Origin of the sequence: Pseudomonas sp. MWU349 (genome assembly GCF_017947325.1) — a bacterium.
Classification (GTDB): Bacteria; Pseudomonadota; Gammaproteobacteria; order Pseudomonadales; family Pseudomonadaceae; genus Aquipseudomonas; species Aquipseudomonas protegens.
In genome coordinates, this window is sequence record NZ_JAFEVP010000004.1 from 552,098 (window position 1) to 569,875 (window position 17,778).

Consider the following 17,778-nt stretch of genomic DNA (forward strand, 5'->3'; position numbering starts at 1 on the left):
CGTTGCGCGCGCCCCGGGCAGCCGAATGCGGGACCGCCCGCTCGCCACAGGCCTGATCGATGACCAAAGCCAAAACCGGCAAGCCCCTGGAAGGCTCCCGCAGTCGCTCGCAGATCATCGTGCTGTTCATCGCACTGATCGTGTTCATCATGCTGTTGTTCGCCAACTTCGCCTACCTCAATACCCAGGCCACCTACGACAAACAGTACATCGGCCATGCCGGCGAGCTGCGGGTGCTGTCCCAGCGCATTGCCAAGAACGCCACCGAAGCGGCGGCGGGCAAGGCTGCAGCGTTCAAACTGCTGGGGGATGCGCGCAACGATTTCGCCCGGCGCTGGGGCTACCTGAAAAAGGGTGACCCGGACACCGGGCTGCCCGGGGCCCCGGTGGCCTTGCGCCAGGAAATGCGCGCGGTGCAACTGGACTGGGAAAAACTGCTGAAAAATACCGACGCGATCCTCGCCAGCGAGCAGACCGTGCTGTCCCTGCACCAGGTGGCGGCAACCCTGGCGGAAACCGTGCCGCAATTGCAGGTGGAGTATGAAAAGGTCGTCGAGATCCTGCTCCAGCGTGGCGCCCCGGCGGCCCAGGTGGCCATGGCCCAGCGCCAGTCGCTGCTGGCCGAGCGGATTCTCGGCGCGGTCAACACGGTGCTGGCCGGCGACGAAAACGCGGTCCAGGCCGCCGATGCTTTCGGTCGCGATGCCGCACGCTTCGGCCAGGTGCTCAACGGCATGCTGCAGGGCAACCCGGGGCTGAAGATCAGCCAGGTGGAAGACCCGGATGCCCGGGGGCGGCTGGCGGAGATTTCCGAGTTGTTCGAGTTCGTCTCCGGCTCCGTGGACGAGATCCTCGAAACCTCCCCCGAGCTGTTCCAGGTCCGCGAGTCGGCGAGCAACATCTTCAGCCTGTCCCAGACCTTGCTGGACGAAGCCTCGCTACTGGCCAGCGGCTTCGAGAACCTGGCCGGCAGCCGCAAGCTGGACACCATCGGCGGCTACGTCCTGGGCCTGCTGGCCCTGGCCTCGATCATCCTCATCGGCCTGGTGATGGTGCGCGAGACCAACCGCCAGTTGCGCGAGACCGCAGAGAAGAACGAGCGCAACCAGAACGCGATCATGCGTTTGCTGGACGAGATCGAGGACCTGGCCGACGGCGACCTCACGGTCACCGCCTCGGTGACCGAGGACTTCACCGGCACCATTGCCGACTCCATCAATTATTCCGTCGACCAGTTGCGCGACCTGGTGGCCACCATCAACCTCACCGCCGGCCAGGTGGCCGGCGCAGTGCAGGAAACCCAGGCCACCGCCATGCAGCTGGCCGAAGCCTCGGAGCATCAGGCCCAGCAGATTTCCGAAGCCTCCACGGCGATCAACGAAATGGCCCAATCCATCGACCAGGTATCGGCCAACGCCGCGGAATCCTCGGCGGTGGCCGAGCGCTCGGTGGAAATCGCCAACAAGGGCAACGAGGTGGTGCACAACACCATTCACGGCATGGACAACATCCGTGAGCAGATCCAGGACACCGCCAAGCGGATCAAGCGTCTTGGCGAGTCTTCCCAGGAGATCGGCGATATCGTCAGCCTGATCGACGACATTGCCGACCAGACCAACATCCTCGCCCTCAACGCGGCGATCCAGGCCTCCATGGCCGGTGACGCCGGGCGCGGCTTTGCCGTGGTGGCCGACGAGGTGCAGCGGCTGGCGGAGCGTTCCTCGGCGGCCACGCGGCAGATCGAGACCCTGGTGCGGGCGATCCAGACTGACACCAACGAGGCGGTGATCTCCATGGAGCAGACCACCACCGAAGTGGTGCGCGGCGCGCGCCTGGCCCAGGATGCAGGGGTGGCCCTGGAAGAGATCGAAGGCGTGTCCAAGACCCTGGCGGCGCTGATTCAGAGCATCTCCAACGCGGCCCAGCAGCAGACCTCTTCGGCCGGGCAGATTTCCCTGACCATGAACGTGATCCAGCAGATCACCTCGCAGACGTCGTCCGGTTCCACCGCCACCGCCGAGAGCATCGGCAACCTGGCGAAGATGGCCAGCCAGCTGCGCCGCTCGGTGTCCGGCTTCACCTTGCCGGCCACCCGGGGCCCGGCCCCGAATGACAACCGCTGACACAAGGCTTTGACTGGAGTGGTTATGGTTGATCGGCACGACTATGTAGCCCTGGAGTGGGTCAAGGGCGAAATTGCCGAGACCCTGAAGCAGGCGCATCAGGCGCTGGAGCATCTGGCGGACGATCCCCAGGCCCTGGAGGCCATCGACCAGTGCCTGGAAGGCATCCACCTGGTCCACGGCAGCCTGCAGATGGTGGAGTTCTACGGCGCCGCGCTGCTGGCTGAAGAAATGGAAAAGCTCGCCCTGGCCCTGCAGCAGGGGCGCGTGGCCCAGCGCGACGAAGCTCTGCGCCTGCTGCGCCAGGCCATCGGCCAGTTGCCCCAGTACCTGGACCGGGTGCAGAGTGCGCGGCGCGACCTGCCGCTGGTGGTGCTGCCGCTGCTCAACGACCTGCGCAGTGCCCGGGGCGAGAGCCTGCTCTCGGAAACCAGCCTGTTCAGCCCGCAACTGCCCAGCCTGCCGCCCCTGAGCGACAAGGCCCTGGCGGCTTTGGAACCCCTGGAATTGCCCAACCAGTTGCGCAAGCTGCGACACATGTTGCAGACCGCCCTGGTGGACCTGCTGCGCGAGCAGGATGACGAGCAGAGCCTGGGCTATATGGCCAAGGTCTTCGAACGCCTGGAAGCCTTGTGCCAGGACGCCCCGCTGGCGCCCTTGTGGCATATCGCCTCGGCCCTGGTGGAAGGCATGCGCCACGACGAGATCGCCAACAGCCCGGCGGTGCGCAGCCTGCTCAAGGATGCCGACAAGGAGCTCAAGCGCCTGCTGGAGCAGGGCATGCACGGGATCAACCAGCCGGCCCCCGACGAATTGCTCAAGAGCCTGCTGTTCTATATTGCCAAGGCGCGCCATCCCACCCCATTGATGCTGACCCTCAAAGAACGTTACGGACTGGATGACGCCTTGCCCGACAGCGCGGTGGTGGACGAGGAGCGGGCCCGCCTGGCCGGCCCCGACCGGGATGCCATGCGCTCGGTGCTGACCGCGGTGTGCGATGGCCTGGTGCGGGTCAAGGAGCGCCTGGACCTGTTCGTGCGCAGCGACCGCCAGCACACCGACGACCTCGAAGGGCTGCTGTCGCCCCTGCGGCAGATCGCCGACACCCTGGCGGTGCTGGGCTTCGGCCAGCCGCGCAAGGTCATTATCGACCAACTGGCGGTGGTCCAGAGCCTGGCCCAGGGCCAGCGCGCGCCGGATGACGCGGTGCTGATGGATGTGGCGGGGGCCCTGTTGTACGTGGAAGCGACCCTGGCCGGCATGGCCGGCACCGTGGAGCCCGAAAGCCGCGAGGAAAGCCGCCTGCCCACCACCGACCTGACTCAGATCCACCAGTTGGTGATCCAGGAGGCGCAGGTCTGCCTGCACCAGGCCAAGGACCTGATCGCCGAGTGCATCGAGGCCGACTGGGACGCCGAACACCTGCAGGCGCTGCCCGAGCTGCTGACCCAGGTGCGCGGCGCCCTGGCGATGATCCCGCTGCCCCGCGCGGCGGGGCTGATGCAGGCCTGCCAGCAGTTTGTCGTCGAACACCTGCTGGCGGCCCCTTCCCGGCCCGACTGGCAGCAACTGGACCACCTGGCGGATGTGCTCACCAGCCTGGAGTACTACCTGGAGCGCCTGGGCGAAGACCATGAGGCGCCGGGGGAGAAGATCCTCGATGTGGCCCAGCAGGGCCTGCTCGCCCTGGGTTATGTGCCGGTGGAACAGGTGCCATTGCTCGATCAGCCCCTGAGCCCCAGCGAAGCCCTGGTGATGCAGGACCTGCAAGAGCTGGACGATCCCCGGGTGGCGCAGTCCCTGGCGGATGTCCTGGCGGTGCCGGTCTCGGCCCTCAACCCGCCGGCCCTGATCACCCCGGGCAGCCTGTTGCCGCCGCCAGGGGACGAGGAGCCGGTGGACGATGAACTGCGGGAAGTCTTCCTCGAAGAAACCGAGGAAGTGCTGGAGATGCTGCGCGAGTACCTGCCGCGCTGGGCCGCGGACCCCCATGGCACCTCTGCCCTGAGCGAACTGCGCCGGGCCTTCCACACCCTCAAGGGCAGCGGGCGCATGGTGCGCGCGCTGGTGCTGGGGGAACTGGCCTGGGCGGTGGAAAACCTCCTCAACCGGGTGCTGGAGCGCAGCGTGGAGCCCGGAGTCGAAGCCCGGCAACTGGTGGCCGACACCCTGCAACTATTGCCGGAACTGATCGCCGAATTCGCCCAGCAGGCCCAGCGCCAGCGCGACGATGTCGACCGCCTGGCCGCCCGGGCCCATGCCCTGGCCAATGGCGCGCAAGGCTCGGCGCCAGTGCCGGACGAGGGCTTGGACCCGCAGTTGCTGGAGATCTTCCGCACCGAGGCCCAGACCCACCTGGACAGCATCAACCGCTTTCTTGAGCAGGCGGCCGAACACGTACCGCTGCAGGCCAGCGACGAACTGCAACGGGCCCTGCACACCCTCAAGGGCAGCGCCTCCATGGCCGGGGTGCTGCCGATTGCCGAGCTGGCCGGCCCTCTGGACCAATTGGCCCGGGAATACCGGGCGCACTTGATCCCCCTGGACCTGGACGAGGTGGAGCTGCTGCTGGAGGCCGAAGGCCTGCTGCGCCGGGGCCTGCGGCAGCTGGACAGCGACCCGCTGGCGCCCATCGATGGCGCCCGCTCCCTGGTGGGCCGCGCCCTGGCCCTGCTGGGGGAGCGCCTGGAAACCCTGCTCAGCGCCCCGGACAGCGCGCCCCGGGCCAAGCGCGACCCGCAGTTGATCAACAATTTCCTGGCCCAGGGCATGGACATCCTGCTGGATGCCGAAAGCCTGCTGCGCCGCTGGCAGCAGCACCCGGGCGAGCGTCAGGAACTCAGCGCCCTGCTGGATGAGTTGACCACCCTGGGCGAGGGTGCGCACCTGGCCGACCTGCACCCGGTGGACGAGCTGTGCGAAGCCTTGCTCGATCTCTATGGCGCGGTGGAAGAGAGCAGCCTGGCCGTCAGCGAGCGTTTCTTCCACGAAGCCGAAAGCGCCCATGATGCCTTGATCAACATGCTCGACGAGCTGGCCGCAGGCCAGGAAGTCAGCCCGCGCCCGGAACGGGTGCAGGCCTTGCGCGAGCTGCTGGATGAAGGTCTGGACCCTTCTGCCACGGGCCTGATCAAGAGCGATGGCAGCCGCGCCCTGAGCATCAGCGAACTGGGCGCGGCCACGGCCCGGCTGGAGCAGGCCGAGGCCCCGATGCAGGCGGACGACGAAATTGTCGAGATCTTCCTCGAAGAAGCGGTGGATATCCTCGAAAGCGCCGACCAGGCCCTGCAGCGCTGGCTGGCCGACCCGGACAATGGCGCGCCGCTGTCTTCCCTGCAGCGAGACCTGCACACCCTCAAGGGCGGCGCACGGATGGCCGAATTGGCACCGGTGGCGGAACTGGCCCAAGAGCTGGAGTCCCTGTACGAGGGGCTGGTGGACCGGCGCTACAGCCACAGCCAGCACCTGGGCCTGCTGTTGCGCAGCAGCCACGAGCAACTGGCACTGCTGCTGGAACAGTTGCAGGGGCAGCATCCCCTGGACGAATCCCGGGCGCAGATCGAGGCCGTGCGCTCGTACCGGCAGCAGGCCGCCAGCACCGCCGAAGTGGCCCAGGGCACGGTGGAGGACGACCGCGCGGCCCAGGACCCGGAGCTGCTGGAAATCTTCCTCGAAGAAGGTTTCGACATCATCGACAGCTCTGCCGCGGCCCTGGCCCGCTGGCAGGCCGAACCCCAGGGCCGCCAGGAAGTGGAAACCCTGCTGCGCGACCTGCACACCCTCAAGGGCGGTGCGCGCATGGTGGAAATCGCCCCCATCGGCGATCTGGCCCATGAACTGGAGTTTCTCTTCGAAGGCCTGTCCGCCGGCCTGCTGCAACCCAGCCCGGTGCTGTTCACCCTGTTGCAGAAGAGCCACGACCGCCTGGCCCAGATGCTCGATGCGGCCCGTGCCGGCCAGCCCATCGAGCCGGCCCAGAAGCTCATCGATGCGATCCACGACCTGAGCCATCCGCGGGTAGCGACCGGCGTTGCCGCAGAAGCTGCACTGCCCAGCACCAAGCCCGAGCCCGCCGCGCCCGCGACGGAAGCAACGGTGGCGGGGGACATGGTCAAGGTCTCGGCAGAGCTGCTGGACGACCTGGTGAACCTGGCCGGGGAAACCTCGATCTTCCGTGGCCGTATCGAACAACAGGTCAACGATGCACGCACGGCACTGGGCGAGATGGAAACCACCATCGAGCGCATGCGCGACCAGTTGCGCCGCCTGGACACCGAAACCCAGGGGCGGATTCTCAGCCGCCAGCAGGTGGAGGCCGAGCGCCTGGGCTACGAAGAGTTCGACCCCCTGGAAATGGACCGCCACTCGCAGTTGCAGCAGCTGTCCCGGGCCCTGTTCGAATCGGCTTCGGACCTGCTGGATCTCAAGGAAACCCTGGACCGGCGCAACCACGACGCCGAGAACTTGTTGCAGCAGCAGGGCCGGATCAACACCGAATTGCAGGAAGGCCTGATGCGCACGCGCATGGTGCCGTTCGAGCGCATGGTGCCCAGGCTCAAGCGCATCGTCCGCCAGGTGGCCGAAGAGCTGGGCAAGGACGTGGAGTTCGTGGTCGGCAACGCCGAAGGGGAAATGGACCGCAACGTCCTCGAACGCATGGTCGCGCCCCTGGAACACATGCTGCGCAACGCCGTGGACCACGGCCTGGAATCGGCCGAGGCGCGCCTTGCGGCGGGCAAGCCGGCACAGGGGCGGATCAGCCTGGACCTGTCCCGCGAGGGCGGCGACATGATTTTCGACATGCGCGACGACGGCGCCGGGGTGCCCCTGGAAGCCGTGCGCAAAAAAGCCATCAAGCGCGGCCTGCTGGACCCCGAGGCGCAGATCAGCGACCGCGAAGTGCTGCAATTCATCATGCAGCCGGGGTTTTCCACCGCCGAGAAGATCACCCAGATTTCCGGGCGCGGGGTGGGCATGGACGTGGTCCATGAAGAGGTGCGCCAGTTGGGCGGCAGCATGAGCATCGACTCGGTTGCCGGCCAGGGCGTGCATTTTCGCATTCGCCTGCCGTTCACCGTGTCGGTCAACCGCGCGCTGATGGTGCAGTGCGCCGACGAGCAGTACGCGATTCCGCTGAATACCGTGGAGGGCATTGTCCGGGTGCTGCCCGCAGAGCTGGACGGCTACTACCAGCTCGACCCGCCGCGCTATGAGTACGCCGGCCAGTCTTATCAGCTGTGCTACCTGGGGGAGCTGCTGCACACCGTGCCCCGGCCGAAGTTGCTGGGCCAGGTGCAGCCGCTGCCGGTGCTGCTGGTGCACTGCAACGAGCAGCGCATCGCGGTGCAGGTGGATGCCACCGCCGGCACCCGGGAAATCGTGGTCAAGAGCCTGGGGCCGCAGTTCGCCGCGGTCCAGGGGCTGTCCGGGGCGACGATTCTCGGCGATGGCCGGGTGGTGCTGATTCTCGACTTGCTGGCTCATATCCGCGCCTTGCAGGCCCAGGCGCCGCTGCCGCGCCTGGCGGGCGACGAGCCGGCCAGCGAGGTGCAACCGCCGCGGCCGATGCTGGTGCTGGTGGTGGACGACTCGGTCACGGTGCGCAAGGTCACCAGCCGCCTGCTGGAGCGCCACGGCATGAACGTGCTCACCGCCAAGGACGGGGTCGACGCCATGGCGCTGCTGGCCGAGCACACCCCGGACCTGATGCTGCTGGACATCGAGATGCCGCGCATGGACGGCTTCGAGGTGGCGATCCAGGTACGCAACGACCCGCGCCTGCAACACCTGCCGATCATCATGATCACCTCCCGCACCGGGCAGAAACACCGCGACCGGGCCATGGCCATCGGCGTCAACGACTACCTCGGCAAGCCCTATCAAGAGTCGGTGCTGCTGGAAAGCATCGCCCAGTGGAGCAAGACCCATGCTTGATCACCGCGCCAGCACCCTCACCGGGCTGCTGCTGCCCCTGGCCGACCGCACCCTGATCCTGCCCAACGTGGCCGTGGCCGAGCTGATCGACTATCAGCAGGGCACCTTCGACCTGGATTCACCGCCCTGGTACCTGGGCCGGGTGCTGTGGCGCGAGCGGCGGATTCCGCTGATCAGCTTCGAGTCGGCCTGCGGTGGCAGGACCGTGATTGGCGAGCGGGCGCGGATTGTCGTGCTCAATGCCCTGGGCGGGCGCCCGGAGCTGAAGTTCATGGCCCTGCTGGTGCAGGGCATTCCCCGCTCCTGCAAGCTCGACAGCCAGTTGAGCTACGTCGACGTGCCCCTGGCTGCGTTGGAAAAGGCCGCGGTGCAGGTGGCCGAGCAAGTGGCGAAGGTGCCGGACCTGCTGGCCCTGGAAGAATTGCTGGTGGCGGGGCTTTAGGGCCTCGCTACCTAAAACCGCCGGTAGGAGCTGGCTTGCCAGCGAAGGCAGCCCCTCAGCCAATGCGCAACCTGTCCCGCACCTCCATCAGCGCATAGCCCAGCAGATTCAGGCCGCGCCACTGTTCCGGCCGGCTGGCCCTGGCGTCGTCGGCGGCCAGGCCGATGCCCCAGATCCGGTCCACGGGGCTGGCTTCCACCAGTACCTGGTCGCCTGTGGACAGCAGGTATTCACCCAGGGCCGGATGTTGGCTGAACTTGGCCAGGTTGCCCTGCACCACGATATCCAGGCGTGCTTCGGTCCAGCGGGCGTCATCGAAGCCGCGCACCTCGCGGCCCAGTTGCTTCACGTCGGCGGGCGTCACGGCCTTGAGGATCCGCTCGTGGGTTTCCTGGTCGCCGAACAGCAGGGCCTTGCCGGCCATCATGAAATGCTCGGCGCTGGGGTATTGAATGCCATCGAGTTCCAGACCTGCGTCGAACCACTGGCTGAAACAGCTCTGAGAGATGCGTCCGTCCCGGGTGGGCTGGTGTCCCCAGAACATCAGGTAGTCGGGCTTCAGGCCATGCTTGAGCTGCTCCAGCAGCGCCTGGTTCGAGCGAATCGGTGTGTCCATGCTGACTCTCATCTTGGTCTGCCCAGGCCGCTCATGGGCCGGTACGGCGGGCATTGTGTACTGAGAGAGCATGAGAGTGCCATTGCTCCGCAAATCATTACGCTGAGCGTAACGATCCGACGCCGTGCTTGATTGATGCCCCCCGTTTTCACTCCTAAGGTGACCGCCACGACAGCGAACCCGTGGAGTGAGCATGACAACAATAATTTCCCCCGACGCGCGCTGGTCGCGGCGGCGCAGCGAAAAGCAGCGGCGCCTCGAACAGGTGCGGGCCATCGCCGATGGCGTGGTGTTGCCGACCGACAAGATCGTCGCGGCCCTGGAAGCGCTGATCCTGCCCGGCGACCGGGTGGTGCTGGAAGGCAACAACCAGAAACAGGCGGACTTTCTCTCCCGCTCCCTGGCCAAGGCCGACCCGGCCAGGCTGCATGACCTGCACATGATCATGCCCAGCGTCGGCCGCTCCGAGCACCTGGACCTGTTCGAACGCGGCATCGCCCGCAAGCTGGACTTTTCCTTCGCCGGCACCCAGAGCCTGCGCATCAGCCAGTTGCTGGAAGACGGGCTGCTGGAAATCGGCGCCATCCATACCTACATCGAACTCTATGCGCGGCTGGTGGTGGACCTGATCCCCAATGTGGTGCTCTCTGCCGGGTTCATGGCCGACCGCGCCGGTAACATCTACACCGGTCCCAGCACCGAGGACACGCCCGCGCTGATCGAGCCGGCGGCCTTCAGCGACGGCATTGTCATCGTCCAGGTCAACCAGTTGGTGGACGACGTCAGCGAACTGCCCCGGGTCGACATTCCCGCATCCTGGGTGGATTTCGTGGTGGTGGCCGACAAGCCTTTCTACATCGAGCCGCTGTTCACCCGCGACCCGCGCCATATCAAGCCGGTGCACGTGCTGATGGCGATGATGGCGATCCGCGGCATCTACGAAAAACACAACGTGCAGTCGCTCAACCATGGCATCGGTTTCAACACCGCGGCCATCGAGCTGATCCTGCCCACCTACGGCCAATCCCTGGGGCTCAAGGGCAAGATCTGCCGCAATTGGACCCTCAATCCTCACCCGACCCTGATTCCGGCCATTGAAAGCGGCTGGGTGGACAGCGTGCATTGCTTCGGCACCGAACTGGGCATGGAAAACTACATCGCCGCGCGCCCGGACGTGTTCTTCACCGGCCGCGACGGCTCGCTGCGTTCCAACCGGATGTTCTGCCAGCTGGCTGGGCAGTACGCGGTGGACCTGTTTATCGGCGCCACCTTGCAGGTGGATGGCGACGGTCATTCCTCCACCGTGACCCGTGGCCGCCTGGCCGGTTTCGGTGGGGCGCCGAACATGGGTCACGACCCCCGCGGGCGGCGCCACGGCACTCCGGCCTGGCTGGATATGCGCCAGGATCAGAGCGATGCGCCCCAGGCCATGCTCGAACGCGGCAAGAAGCTGGTGGTGCAGATGGTGGAGACCTTCCAGGAAGGCGGTAAACCGACCTTTGTCGAAACCCTCGACGCGGTGGACGTGGCGCGCAAGAGCGGCATGCCCCTGGCGCCGATCATGATCTACGGCGACGACGTCACCCACCTGCTGACCGAGGAAGGCATTGCCTACCTGTACAAGGCCCGTTCCCTGGAAGAGCGCCAGGCGATGATCGCCGCCGTGGCCGGGGTTACCGCCATCGGCTTGCGCCACAACCCCAAGGACACTGCGCGCATGCGCCGTGAAGGCCTGATTGCCCTGCCGGAAGACCTGGGCATCCGCCGCACCGACGCCAGCCGCGAGCTGCTGGCGGCCAAAAGCGTGGCCGACCTGGTGGAGTGGTCCGGTGGCCTGTACAACCCGCCTGCCAAGTTCAGGAGCTGGTAATGCACGCATTCAACCTGCAATCACCCACCCCGAGCCTGGCCGAGCGCCTGGCGGACCTGGCGGTGGACGCGCTGATCGACGAGGCCGACCTGTCGCCCAAGCCGGCCTTGGTGGACCGCCGTGGCAATGGCGCCCACACCGACCTGCACCTGGGCCTGATGCATGCCTCGGCGCTGTCGCTGTGGCCGGCCTTCAAGGAAATGGCCGATGCTGCCCTGTTGCTGGGGGAAGTGGGCCTGCCCCTGCGTGAAGCCTTGGGGCGCATTGGCCGAGAAGGCGAGCAGGCCATGCTCGCCACCACCGGGGGGGTGAACACCCATCGCGGGGCGATCTGGGCCCTGGGCCTGCTGGTGGCCGCCGCCGCGCTGGAACCGCGATCCACCCGGGCCGGCAGTGTCGCGCTGCGGGCCGCGCGCCTGGCCCTGCTGGAGGATCGTTACGCGCCACGGCCCTTGAGCCATGGCGCCCAGGTGGCGATCCGCTATGGCGTGCGCGGCGCTCGCGAAGAAGCCCAACAAGGCTTTCCCGCCGTGCTGCAACGGGGGCTGCCGCAGCTCAAGCGCAGCCGCGCCCAGGGCCATGGCGAACAGAACGCCCGGCTCGATGCCTTGCTGGCGATCATGAGCCAACTGGCGGACACCTGCGTGCTCTACCGCGCCGGTGAACAAGGCTTGCAGGCCATGCAGCAGGGCGCCCAGGCGGTGCTCGATGCCGGTGGCAGCGCCACCCTGGCCGGGCGTCGCCGCCTGCATGAGCTGGATCTGCAACTGTTGACCTTGAATGCCTCGCCCGGCGGTGCCGCCGACTTGCTGGCGGCCAGCCTGCTGTTGGACCGGATCGAATCCGCCGACGCCTTTCACCAAGGAGCGAACTGATGGAGACCTTGTCCTTTGAATTCCCCGCCGGCCAGCCCGGCCGTGGCCGTGCCCTGGTGGGCTGTGTCGGCTCCGGCGACCTGGAAGTGCTGCTGGAGCCGGGCCAACCCGGCAAATTGAGCATCCAGGTACAGACCTCGGTAAACGGCAGCGCATCGCGCTGGCAGCACCTGTTCGAGCGCATGTTCGACGGCCAGACGCCGCCGGCGCTGTTGATCGACATCCATGATTTCGGCGCCACCCCCGGGGTGGTGCGCCTGCGCCTGGAACAGGGCTTCGAGGAGATCGGCCATGACTGACAGCGCACGCTTGTTGAACAAGCACAGCTTCGTCGAGCTGGGTGCTCGGCAGCGGGCCCGGGCCTTGCTGGATGCCGGCAGCTTTCGTGAGTTGCTGGACCCGTTCCAGCGGGTCATGTCGCCCTGGCTGGAGCGCCAGGGCGTGGTGCCCCAGGCCGATGACGGGGTGGTGATCGCCAAGGGCAGCATCGCGGGTTCGCCGGTGGTGATTGCTGCCATCGAAGGCGCTTTCCAGGGCGGCAGCCTCGGTGAAGTGGGCGGGGCGAAGATTGCCGGCGCCCTGGAGCTGGCCGCCGAGGACAATCGCAACGGCATCCCGACCCGCGCCGTGCTGCTGCTGGAAACCGGCGGCGTGCGCTTGCAGGAAGCCAACCTGGGGCTGGCGGCGATTGCCGATATCCACGCGGCGATTGTCGACCTGCGTCAGTACCAGCCGGTGGTCGGCGTGGTGGCCGGCAGCGTCGGCTGCTTTGGCGGCATGTCGATTGCCGCCGGGCTGTGCAGTTATCTGGTGGTCACCCAGGAAGCGCGCCTGGGGCTCAACGGCCCCCAGGTGATCGAGCAGGAAGCGGGCCTTGAGGAATACGATTCCCGGGACCGGCCTTTCATCTGGAGCCTGACCGGTGGCGAGCAACGTTTCGCCAGCGGTCTGGTGGACCGTTATGTAGCCGATGATGTGGCACAGATCCAGGCCCAGGTCCGTGAGCTGCTGGCCCTGGGCTTGCCGTCGCGGCAACGCAGCCGCGAGGCCGAGCTGTACCTGCAACGTCTGTCCCGCCTGGACACGACGCCGCAAATCGATGCGGCGACGGTTCGCGATCTGTACCAAGGAGACCGCCCATGACTGCCAGTTCCCTGCGGGGCCTGAATTGGTTCGACGCCTTGAGTGGCGATGCGCCCCCTGTGCGCGGCCTGCCACCTTCCTTGAAAGTGGCCGACGGCCAGTTGGACGGGCAGCCGGCGCGCTTCATTGCGGTAGTGCCTGACCCCGACAACCGTTTTCCCCGCGCCCGCCAGGGTGAGGTCGGTCTGCTGGAAGGCTGGGGGCTGGCCAAGGCCGTGGATGAGGTGATCCGCGCCGATCAGGCCCAGCCCCACAAGCGGGCGCTGATCGCCATTGTCGATGTGCCGAGCCAGGCCTATGGCCGGCGCGAAGAGGCCCTGGGCATTCATCAGGCCCTGGCGGGCGCCGCCGACAGCTATGCCCGGGCCCGCCTGGCCGGGCACCCGGTGATTGCCCTGCTGGTGGGCAAGGCCATGTCCGGGGCCTTTCTGGCCCATGGGTATCAGGCCAACCGCTTGATCGCCCTGCGTGACCCGGGGGTGATGGTGCACGCCATGGGCAAGGCCTCGGCGGCGCGGGTGACTCTGCGCAGCGTCGAGGAACTGGAAGCCCTGGCCGCCAGCGTGCCGCCCATGGCCTATGACATCGACAGCTACGCCGGCCTGGGGCTGCTCTGGGAAAGCCTGTCGGTGCGGCAGATTGAACAGCCCACGACCGAGGATCTGCTCGCGGTCAAGGAGTGCCTGCTGACGGCCATCGCCGATGTGCGGGCCAAGGGCGTCGACCTGAGCGGCCGCCTGGGGGCGTCGAACCGGGCGGCGTCGAGCCGGGTACGCCAATTGCTGCGGGAACAATGGTGAACGGCCTCGGCCCCTTGCTGCCCCACGACTTGCTGTGGGGCATGACCCCGGCGCAATTGGCCACCGATGCGCCGGATTGGGCCTTTGCCGTGCTGGAGGCGGGGCAGCCGGTGGTGGTGCGCCGGGCCCTGACTGCACCGGGGCAGATCGCGGTCGGCCTGCGCGGCAGCAGGCGCGAGCAACGCTATCCGGCGTTGCTGGCACTGGCGTCGGTGCAGCGTGGGGTGCGTCCCGAAGCGTTGTGTCATCGGCCCGGCACGCGCTTGTTGCCGGCGTTTCAGGCGTTGCAGCAACTGCGCGGCGAGCTGGATGCCCTGGGCCTGGTCTGGGGGGTCAGCGGCAGTGCCGGTTTCGAGCTGGCCTCCGGGGTGGCTGCGCTGCATCAGCACAGCGACCTGGACCTGATCCTGCGCACTCCGGAGCCTTTTTCCCGGGCTCAGGCCCGCGAGCTGCTGGCCCTGCTGGAGTGCGCCGAGTGCCCGGTAGACCTGCAACTGCAGGTTCCCGCCGGGGCTCTGGCCCTGCGTGAGTGGGCGGGAACCGCGCCCCGGGTGCTGCTCAAAAGTGCCGAGGGCGCGCGCCTGGTCAGCGACCCCTGGAACCTTCAGGAGCAGGCGGCATGAGCAGCCTGCTGGTGTTTCCGGGCCAGGGCGCGCAGCAGCCGGGGATGCTCCAGCGCCTGCCGCCAAGCCCGGACACCCGCGCCTGCCTGCAGGAAGCCAGTGAGGTCCTGGGGGAAGACGTGCTGACCCTGGATTCACCCCAGGCCCTGGCCAGCACCCGGGCGGTGCAGTTGTGCCTGCTGATCGCCGGCGTGGCAGCGGCGCGCACTCTATTGCAGTCCGATATTCGGGTCAACTACGTGGCGGGCCTGTCCATCGGCGCCTATCCGGCGGCGGTGGTGGCCGGGGCCCTGGAGTTTGCCGATGCCTTGCGCCTGGTGAACCTGCGGGGAGCGTTGATGCAGCAGGCTTATCCACAGGGCTATGGCATGACCGCATTGATCGGCCTGGAACTGGCGGCGGTGGAAGGGCTGTTGGCCCAGGTCCACAGCCCGCAAACCCCGGTGTACCTGGCCAATATCAACGCCGACAGCCAAGTGGTGATCGCCGGCAGCGATGCGGCGATGCAGGCGGTGGCCGAGTTGGCCCGGGGGTGCGGGGTCGGCGTGGCCAAGCGCCTGGCGGTCAGCGTGCCGTCCCATTGCCCACTGCTGGAGCAACCGGCCCAGGCCCTGGCTGCCGCCTTTGCCGAGGTCCCCCTGCAACTGCCGAAGCTGGGCTACCTAAGTGGCAGCCGGGCGCGGCCCATGCGCTCCGTGGAAGCGTTGCGCGACGACCTGGCCTTCAACATGTGCCGCGTCGTCGACTGGCGCGGCACCGTGCAAAGCGCCTACGAGCGCGGGGTGCGCCTGCAGATCGAATTGCCTCCCGGTGCGGTACTGACCGGGCTGGCCCGCCGGGTGTTTGCCCAAGGGACGGTGATCGCCTTCGACGGCGCGCGCCTGGACACCCTGCAGGCCCTGTTGAGTGAGGAGGGACGCCGCGACCGATAGAGCACCGACTCAGGCTGACGAAGCACAAGAACAACAACTTCGACGATGCACTTTGAGGACAACAACAATGATTATCTACGGTGTGGCCTTCCTGGCCTTTTGTACCCTGGTGGGTATTTTCATCGGTGAGCTGCTGGGCAAATTGATCGGCGTGCCGGCCAATGTCGGCGGGGTCGGTATCGCCATGCTGCTGTTGATCGGCCTGGGCAGCTACCTGCACAAGCGCGGGCTGTTCGCCGGCAAGTCCGAACAGGGCGTGGAGTTCTGGGGCGCGGTGTACATCCCCATCGTGGTGGCCATGGCCGCCCAGCAGAACGTCTACGGCGCGCTCAAGGGCGGGCCGATGGCGATTCTCGCCGGCACCCTGGCGGTGGTGGTCGCCTTCGCCCTGGTACCGGTGCTGGTGCGCATCGGCAACAAGGCGCCGGATGCGGCCGTTGCTCAGAAAACAGTGGGGTAAGGGCCATGTACGAATCGATGATGAAGGTCATTACCGGCTACGGGCTGATCAGCGGCTTCGCGGTGATCGGGATCACCATGTGGGTGTCCTACTGGATCTCCAACACCTTTACCAAGGGCCGCCTGCACGGCTCGGCCATCGCCATTCTGCTGGGGCTGGTGCTGTCCTACGTGGGCGGCGCTTTCACCGGTGGGCAGAAGGGCGTGGTGGACATTCCGCTGCTCTCGGGCATCGGCCTGCTGGGCGGGGCCATGCTGCGGGACTTCGCGATTGTCGCCACGGCCTTCGGCGTCAGTGTCGAGGAACTCAAGCGCGCCGGGTTCGTCGGCGTACTGGCGCTGTTCGTCGGGGTTGGCTCGTCCTTTGTGGCTGGAGTCGGCGTGGCCATGGCCTTTGGTTATACCGATGCGGTGAGCCTGACCACCATTGGCGCCGGGGCGGTGACCTATATCGTTGGCCCGGTGACCGGCGCGGCGATTGGCGCCAGTTCCGAAGTCATGGCGCTGTCGATTGCCGCGGGCTTGATCAAGGCGATCCTGGTGATGGTGATGACGCCCTTCGTGGCGCCGTTGATCGGCCTCAACACCCCGCGCAGCGCGGTGATCTTCGGCGGTTTGATGGGCACCTCCAGCGGTGTTGCCGGGGGGCTGGCGGCCACCGATCCGAAGCTGGTGCCCTACGGTTGCCTGACGGCGGCGTTCTACACCGCCCTGGGCTGCCTGCTGGGCCCGTCGTTGCTGTTCCTGCTGATGCGCGGCCTGCTGGGCGCGTAGGCGCCGGCTTGCCGGCGAAGGGGGCTTTGAGACGTGCACAGGTCTTATGGACGCCTTCGCTGGCAAGCCAGCTCCTACGGCGGGTTGCGGTGTTGTGAATGACGCGTTTTGGCAGGAGCCGGCTTCCTACGTGCTTTGCCGGTTGGCGTACATCCGGCATTCGGCCAGCAGCGCCAACAGGTTCGGGTCGCGCTCCTTGGCCTTGAGAAACACCACGCCGATATGTTGCTGCAGGCGGTAGCGCGCCTGCAGCGGTATCAGCTTCACGCGGTTTTCATACACCGCAGCGATCCTCCCCGGCAGCAACGCATAACCGACCCCGGAGCTGACCATGCTCAGCAGGGTGAAGATGTCGTTGACCTGCATCGCCACCTTGGGTTCGAACCCCGCCTGCTTGAACACCCGCACCCCGTCCTGATGGGTGGCAAAGCCCTGGGTCAGGGTGATGAAGGTGGCGTCGCGCACGTCGGCCAGGTCCACTTCGCTCTGCTGGGCAAAGGGCGAGTCGGCGGGGGTGGCGAGAAAAATGTCATCGGAAAACAACGGCAGTTGCTCGCAGTCCGGGTCGTGGGCGCTGTCGTCCAGGGAAATCAGGATGGCGTCCACTTCCATGTTCTTGAGCTTGTACAGCAGGTCGATGTTGGAGCCCAGGATCAGGTCGATGTTCAGCTCGCTGCGGCGCAGCTTGAGGCCCATGATCAGCTGCGGCACGGTTTTCACCGTCAGCGAGTAAAGTGCGCCGAGCTTGAAGCGTTCTGCAGAAAAGCCCGCGGCTTCGCGGGTCAGGCGCACGCTCTCGACCACGTCCTGCACCAGCTTCTGTGCCCGTTCCTCCAGGACGAAGGCGCTTTCCAGAGGCGTCAGGTTGCGCCCTTCATGCTTGAACAATGGGCAGCGCAGGGCATTTTCCAGGGAATGGATGGCCCGGTGCACGCTGACATTGCTGGTCTGCAACTCGGTGGCGGCGCGGGTCAGGTTGCCGGTACGCATGAAGGCCAGAAACACTTCGAGCTTTTTCAGGGTCAACTCTTCGTCGATGAGCATGGACTGGCCTCGGCTGATGAGGGGCTGATGATGCCCGATCGGTCAGGACGTGGCCGCTGGTTTTTTCTCGGCCGCGCCCCAATAGACATATTGCGCTTTCAAGCTGCAGGCCTGAGCCTTGCGTGTTTTTTCAATGTTCCAAG

The 17,778-nt window shown here is 66.7% G+C and carries 14 protein-coding genes; 12 read left to right on the forward strand and 2 right to left on the reverse strand.

Annotation, left to right across the window (positions count from 1 at the left end; all coding sequences use genetic code 11):
- Positions 1-59: 59 nt before the first annotated feature.
- Genes KCG88_RS18930 through KCG88_RS18940 form a run of 3 tightly spaced genes read left to right on the forward strand, consistent with a single transcriptional unit; the run spans position 60 to position 8,499 of the window.
- Positions 60-2,123 (forward strand): methyl-accepting chemotaxis protein, encoded by a 2,064-nt coding sequence (locus tag KCG88_RS18930; protein WP_011063998.1) that lies wholly within the window; start codon positions 60-62, stop codon positions 2,121-2,123.
- A gap of 24 nt (positions 2,124-2,147) precedes the next feature.
- A complete protein-coding gene (locus tag KCG88_RS18935) occupies positions 2,148-8,057 on the forward strand; it encodes an Hpt domain-containing protein (protein WP_210712874.1) in 5,910 nt (1,969 codons plus the stop codon).
- On the forward strand, positions 8,050-8,499 hold the full coding sequence (locus KCG88_RS18940) for a chemotaxis protein CheW (RefSeq protein ID WP_019095284.1): 450 nt from the start codon (positions 8,050-8,052) through the stop codon (positions 8,497-8,499). The genes KCG88_RS18935 and KCG88_RS18940 overlap by 8 nt, the downstream gene beginning before the upstream one ends.
- A gap of 55 nt (positions 8,500-8,554) precedes the next feature.
- Here the strand turns inward: KCG88_RS18940 and KCG88_RS18945 are convergent, their stop codons facing one another.
- Positions 8,555-9,115 (reverse strand): NADAR family protein, encoded by a 561-nt coding sequence (locus KCG88_RS18945; protein ID WP_047289714.1) that lies wholly within the window; start codon positions 9,113-9,115, stop codon positions 8,555-8,557.
- Positions 9,116-9,308: 193 nt separating this feature from the next.
- Here KCG88_RS18945 and mdcA point away from each other — a divergent pair, with 193 nt between their 5' ends.
- The 9 genes from mdcA (at position 9,309) to madM (ending at position 16,591) form a co-directional block, all read left to right on the forward strand.
- The gene (gene mdcA / locus KCG88_RS18950; protein WP_041120237.1) at positions 9,309-10,985 is read left to right on the forward strand and encodes a malonate decarboxylase subunit alpha; all 1,677 of its coding nucleotides are present in this window, start codon (positions 9,309-9,311) and stop codon (positions 10,983-10,985) included.
- Positions 10,985-11,860, forward strand: coding sequence for a triphosphoribosyl-dephospho-CoA synthase (locus tag KCG88_RS18955; protein ID WP_047289707.1), 876 nt, complete (start codon positions 10,985-10,987; stop codon positions 11,858-11,860). The genes mdcA and KCG88_RS18955 overlap by 1 nt, the downstream gene beginning before the upstream one ends.
- Positions 11,860-12,159, forward strand: a complete 300-nt coding sequence (locus tag KCG88_RS18960) for a malonate decarboxylase subunit delta (RefSeq protein WP_015637356.1) — start codon at positions 11,860-11,862, stop codon at positions 12,157-12,159. The genes KCG88_RS18955 and KCG88_RS18960 overlap by 1 nt, the downstream gene beginning before the upstream one ends.
- The gene (locus KCG88_RS18965) at positions 12,152-13,003 is read left to right on the forward strand and encodes a biotin-independent malonate decarboxylase subunit beta (protein WP_047289703.1); all 852 of its coding nucleotides are present in this window, start codon (positions 12,152-12,154) and stop codon (positions 13,001-13,003) included. Before KCG88_RS18960 ends, KCG88_RS18965 begins: the two co-directional genes overlap by 8 nt.
- On the forward strand, positions 13,000-13,803 hold the full coding sequence (gene mdcE, locus KCG88_RS18970) for a biotin-independent malonate decarboxylase subunit gamma (RefSeq protein WP_047289701.1): 804 nt from the start codon (positions 13,000-13,002) through the stop codon (positions 13,801-13,803). Before KCG88_RS18965 ends, mdcE begins: the two co-directional genes overlap by 4 nt.
- Positions 13,800-14,426: a malonate decarboxylase holo-ACP synthase gene (locus tag KCG88_RS18975; protein WP_210712875.1), complete on the forward strand. Its 627-nt coding sequence runs from the start codon at positions 13,800-13,802 to the stop codon at positions 14,424-14,426. Before mdcE ends, KCG88_RS18975 begins: the two co-directional genes overlap by 4 nt.
- A complete protein-coding gene (gene mdcH / locus KCG88_RS18980) occupies positions 14,423-15,358 on the forward strand; it encodes a malonate decarboxylase subunit epsilon (RefSeq protein ID WP_210712876.1) in 936 nt (311 codons plus the stop codon). The genes KCG88_RS18975 and mdcH overlap by 4 nt, the downstream gene beginning before the upstream one ends.
- Positions 15,359-15,425: 67 nt before the next feature.
- The gene (madL, locus tag KCG88_RS18985; RefSeq protein WP_047289699.1) at positions 15,426-15,818 is read left to right on the forward strand and encodes a malonate transporter subunit MadL; all 393 of its coding nucleotides are present in this window, start codon (positions 15,426-15,428) and stop codon (positions 15,816-15,818) included.
- A 5-nt stretch (positions 15,819-15,823) separates the two neighbouring features.
- Positions 15,824-16,591, forward strand: a complete 768-nt coding sequence (madM, locus tag KCG88_RS18990; RefSeq protein WP_210712877.1) for a malonate transporter subunit MadM — start codon at positions 15,824-15,826, stop codon at positions 16,589-16,591.
- A 126-nt stretch (positions 16,592-16,717) separates the two neighbouring features.
- Here madM and KCG88_RS18995 read toward each other — a convergent pair whose 3' ends face one another.
- The gene (locus KCG88_RS18995; protein ID WP_210712878.1) at positions 16,718-17,635 is read right to left on the reverse strand and encodes a LysR substrate-binding domain-containing protein; all 918 of its coding nucleotides are present in this window, start codon (positions 17,633-17,635) and stop codon (positions 16,718-16,720) included.
- Positions 17,636-17,778 lie beyond the last annotated feature (143 nt).

Coding starts and splice junctions, on each gene's coding strand:
- KCG88_RS18930 (WP_011063998.1), top strand. CDS start 60: ATGACCAAAGCCAAAACCGGCAAGCCCCTGGAAGGCTCCCGCAGTCGC.
- KCG88_RS18935 (WP_210712874.1), top strand. CDS start 2,148: ATGGTTGATCGGCACGACTATGTAGCCCTGGAGTGGGTCAAGGGCGAA.
- KCG88_RS18940 (WP_019095284.1), top strand. CDS start 8,050: ATGCTTGATCACCGCGCCAGCACCCTCACCGGGCTGCTGCTGCCCCTG.
- KCG88_RS18945 (WP_047289714.1), bottom strand. CDS start 9,115: ATGGACACACCGATTCGCTCGAACCAGGCGCTGCTGGAGCAGCTCAAG.
- mdcA (WP_041120237.1), top strand. CDS start 9,309: ATGACAACAATAATTTCCCCCGACGCGCGCTGGTCGCGGCGGCGCAGC.
- KCG88_RS18955 (WP_047289707.1), top strand. CDS start 10,985: ATGCACGCATTCAACCTGCAATCACCCACCCCGAGCCTGGCCGAGCGC.
- KCG88_RS18960 (WP_015637356.1), top strand. CDS start 11,860: ATGGAGACCTTGTCCTTTGAATTCCCCGCCGGCCAGCCCGGCCGTGGC.
- KCG88_RS18965 (WP_047289703.1), top strand. CDS start 12,152: ATGACTGACAGCGCACGCTTGTTGAACAAGCACAGCTTCGTCGAGCTG.
- mdcE (WP_047289701.1), top strand. CDS start 13,000: ATGACTGCCAGTTCCCTGCGGGGCCTGAATTGGTTCGACGCCTTGAGT.
- mdcH (WP_210712876.1), top strand. CDS start 14,423: ATGAGCAGCCTGCTGGTGTTTCCGGGCCAGGGCGCGCAGCAGCCGGGG.
- madL (WP_047289699.1), top strand. CDS start 15,426: ATGATTATCTACGGTGTGGCCTTCCTGGCCTTTTGTACCCTGGTGGGT.
- madM (WP_210712877.1), top strand. CDS start 15,824: ATGTACGAATCGATGATGAAGGTCATTACCGGCTACGGGCTGATCAGC.
- KCG88_RS18995 (WP_210712878.1), bottom strand. CDS start 17,635: ATGCTCATCGACGAAGAGTTGACCCTGAAAAAGCTCGAAGTGTTTCTG.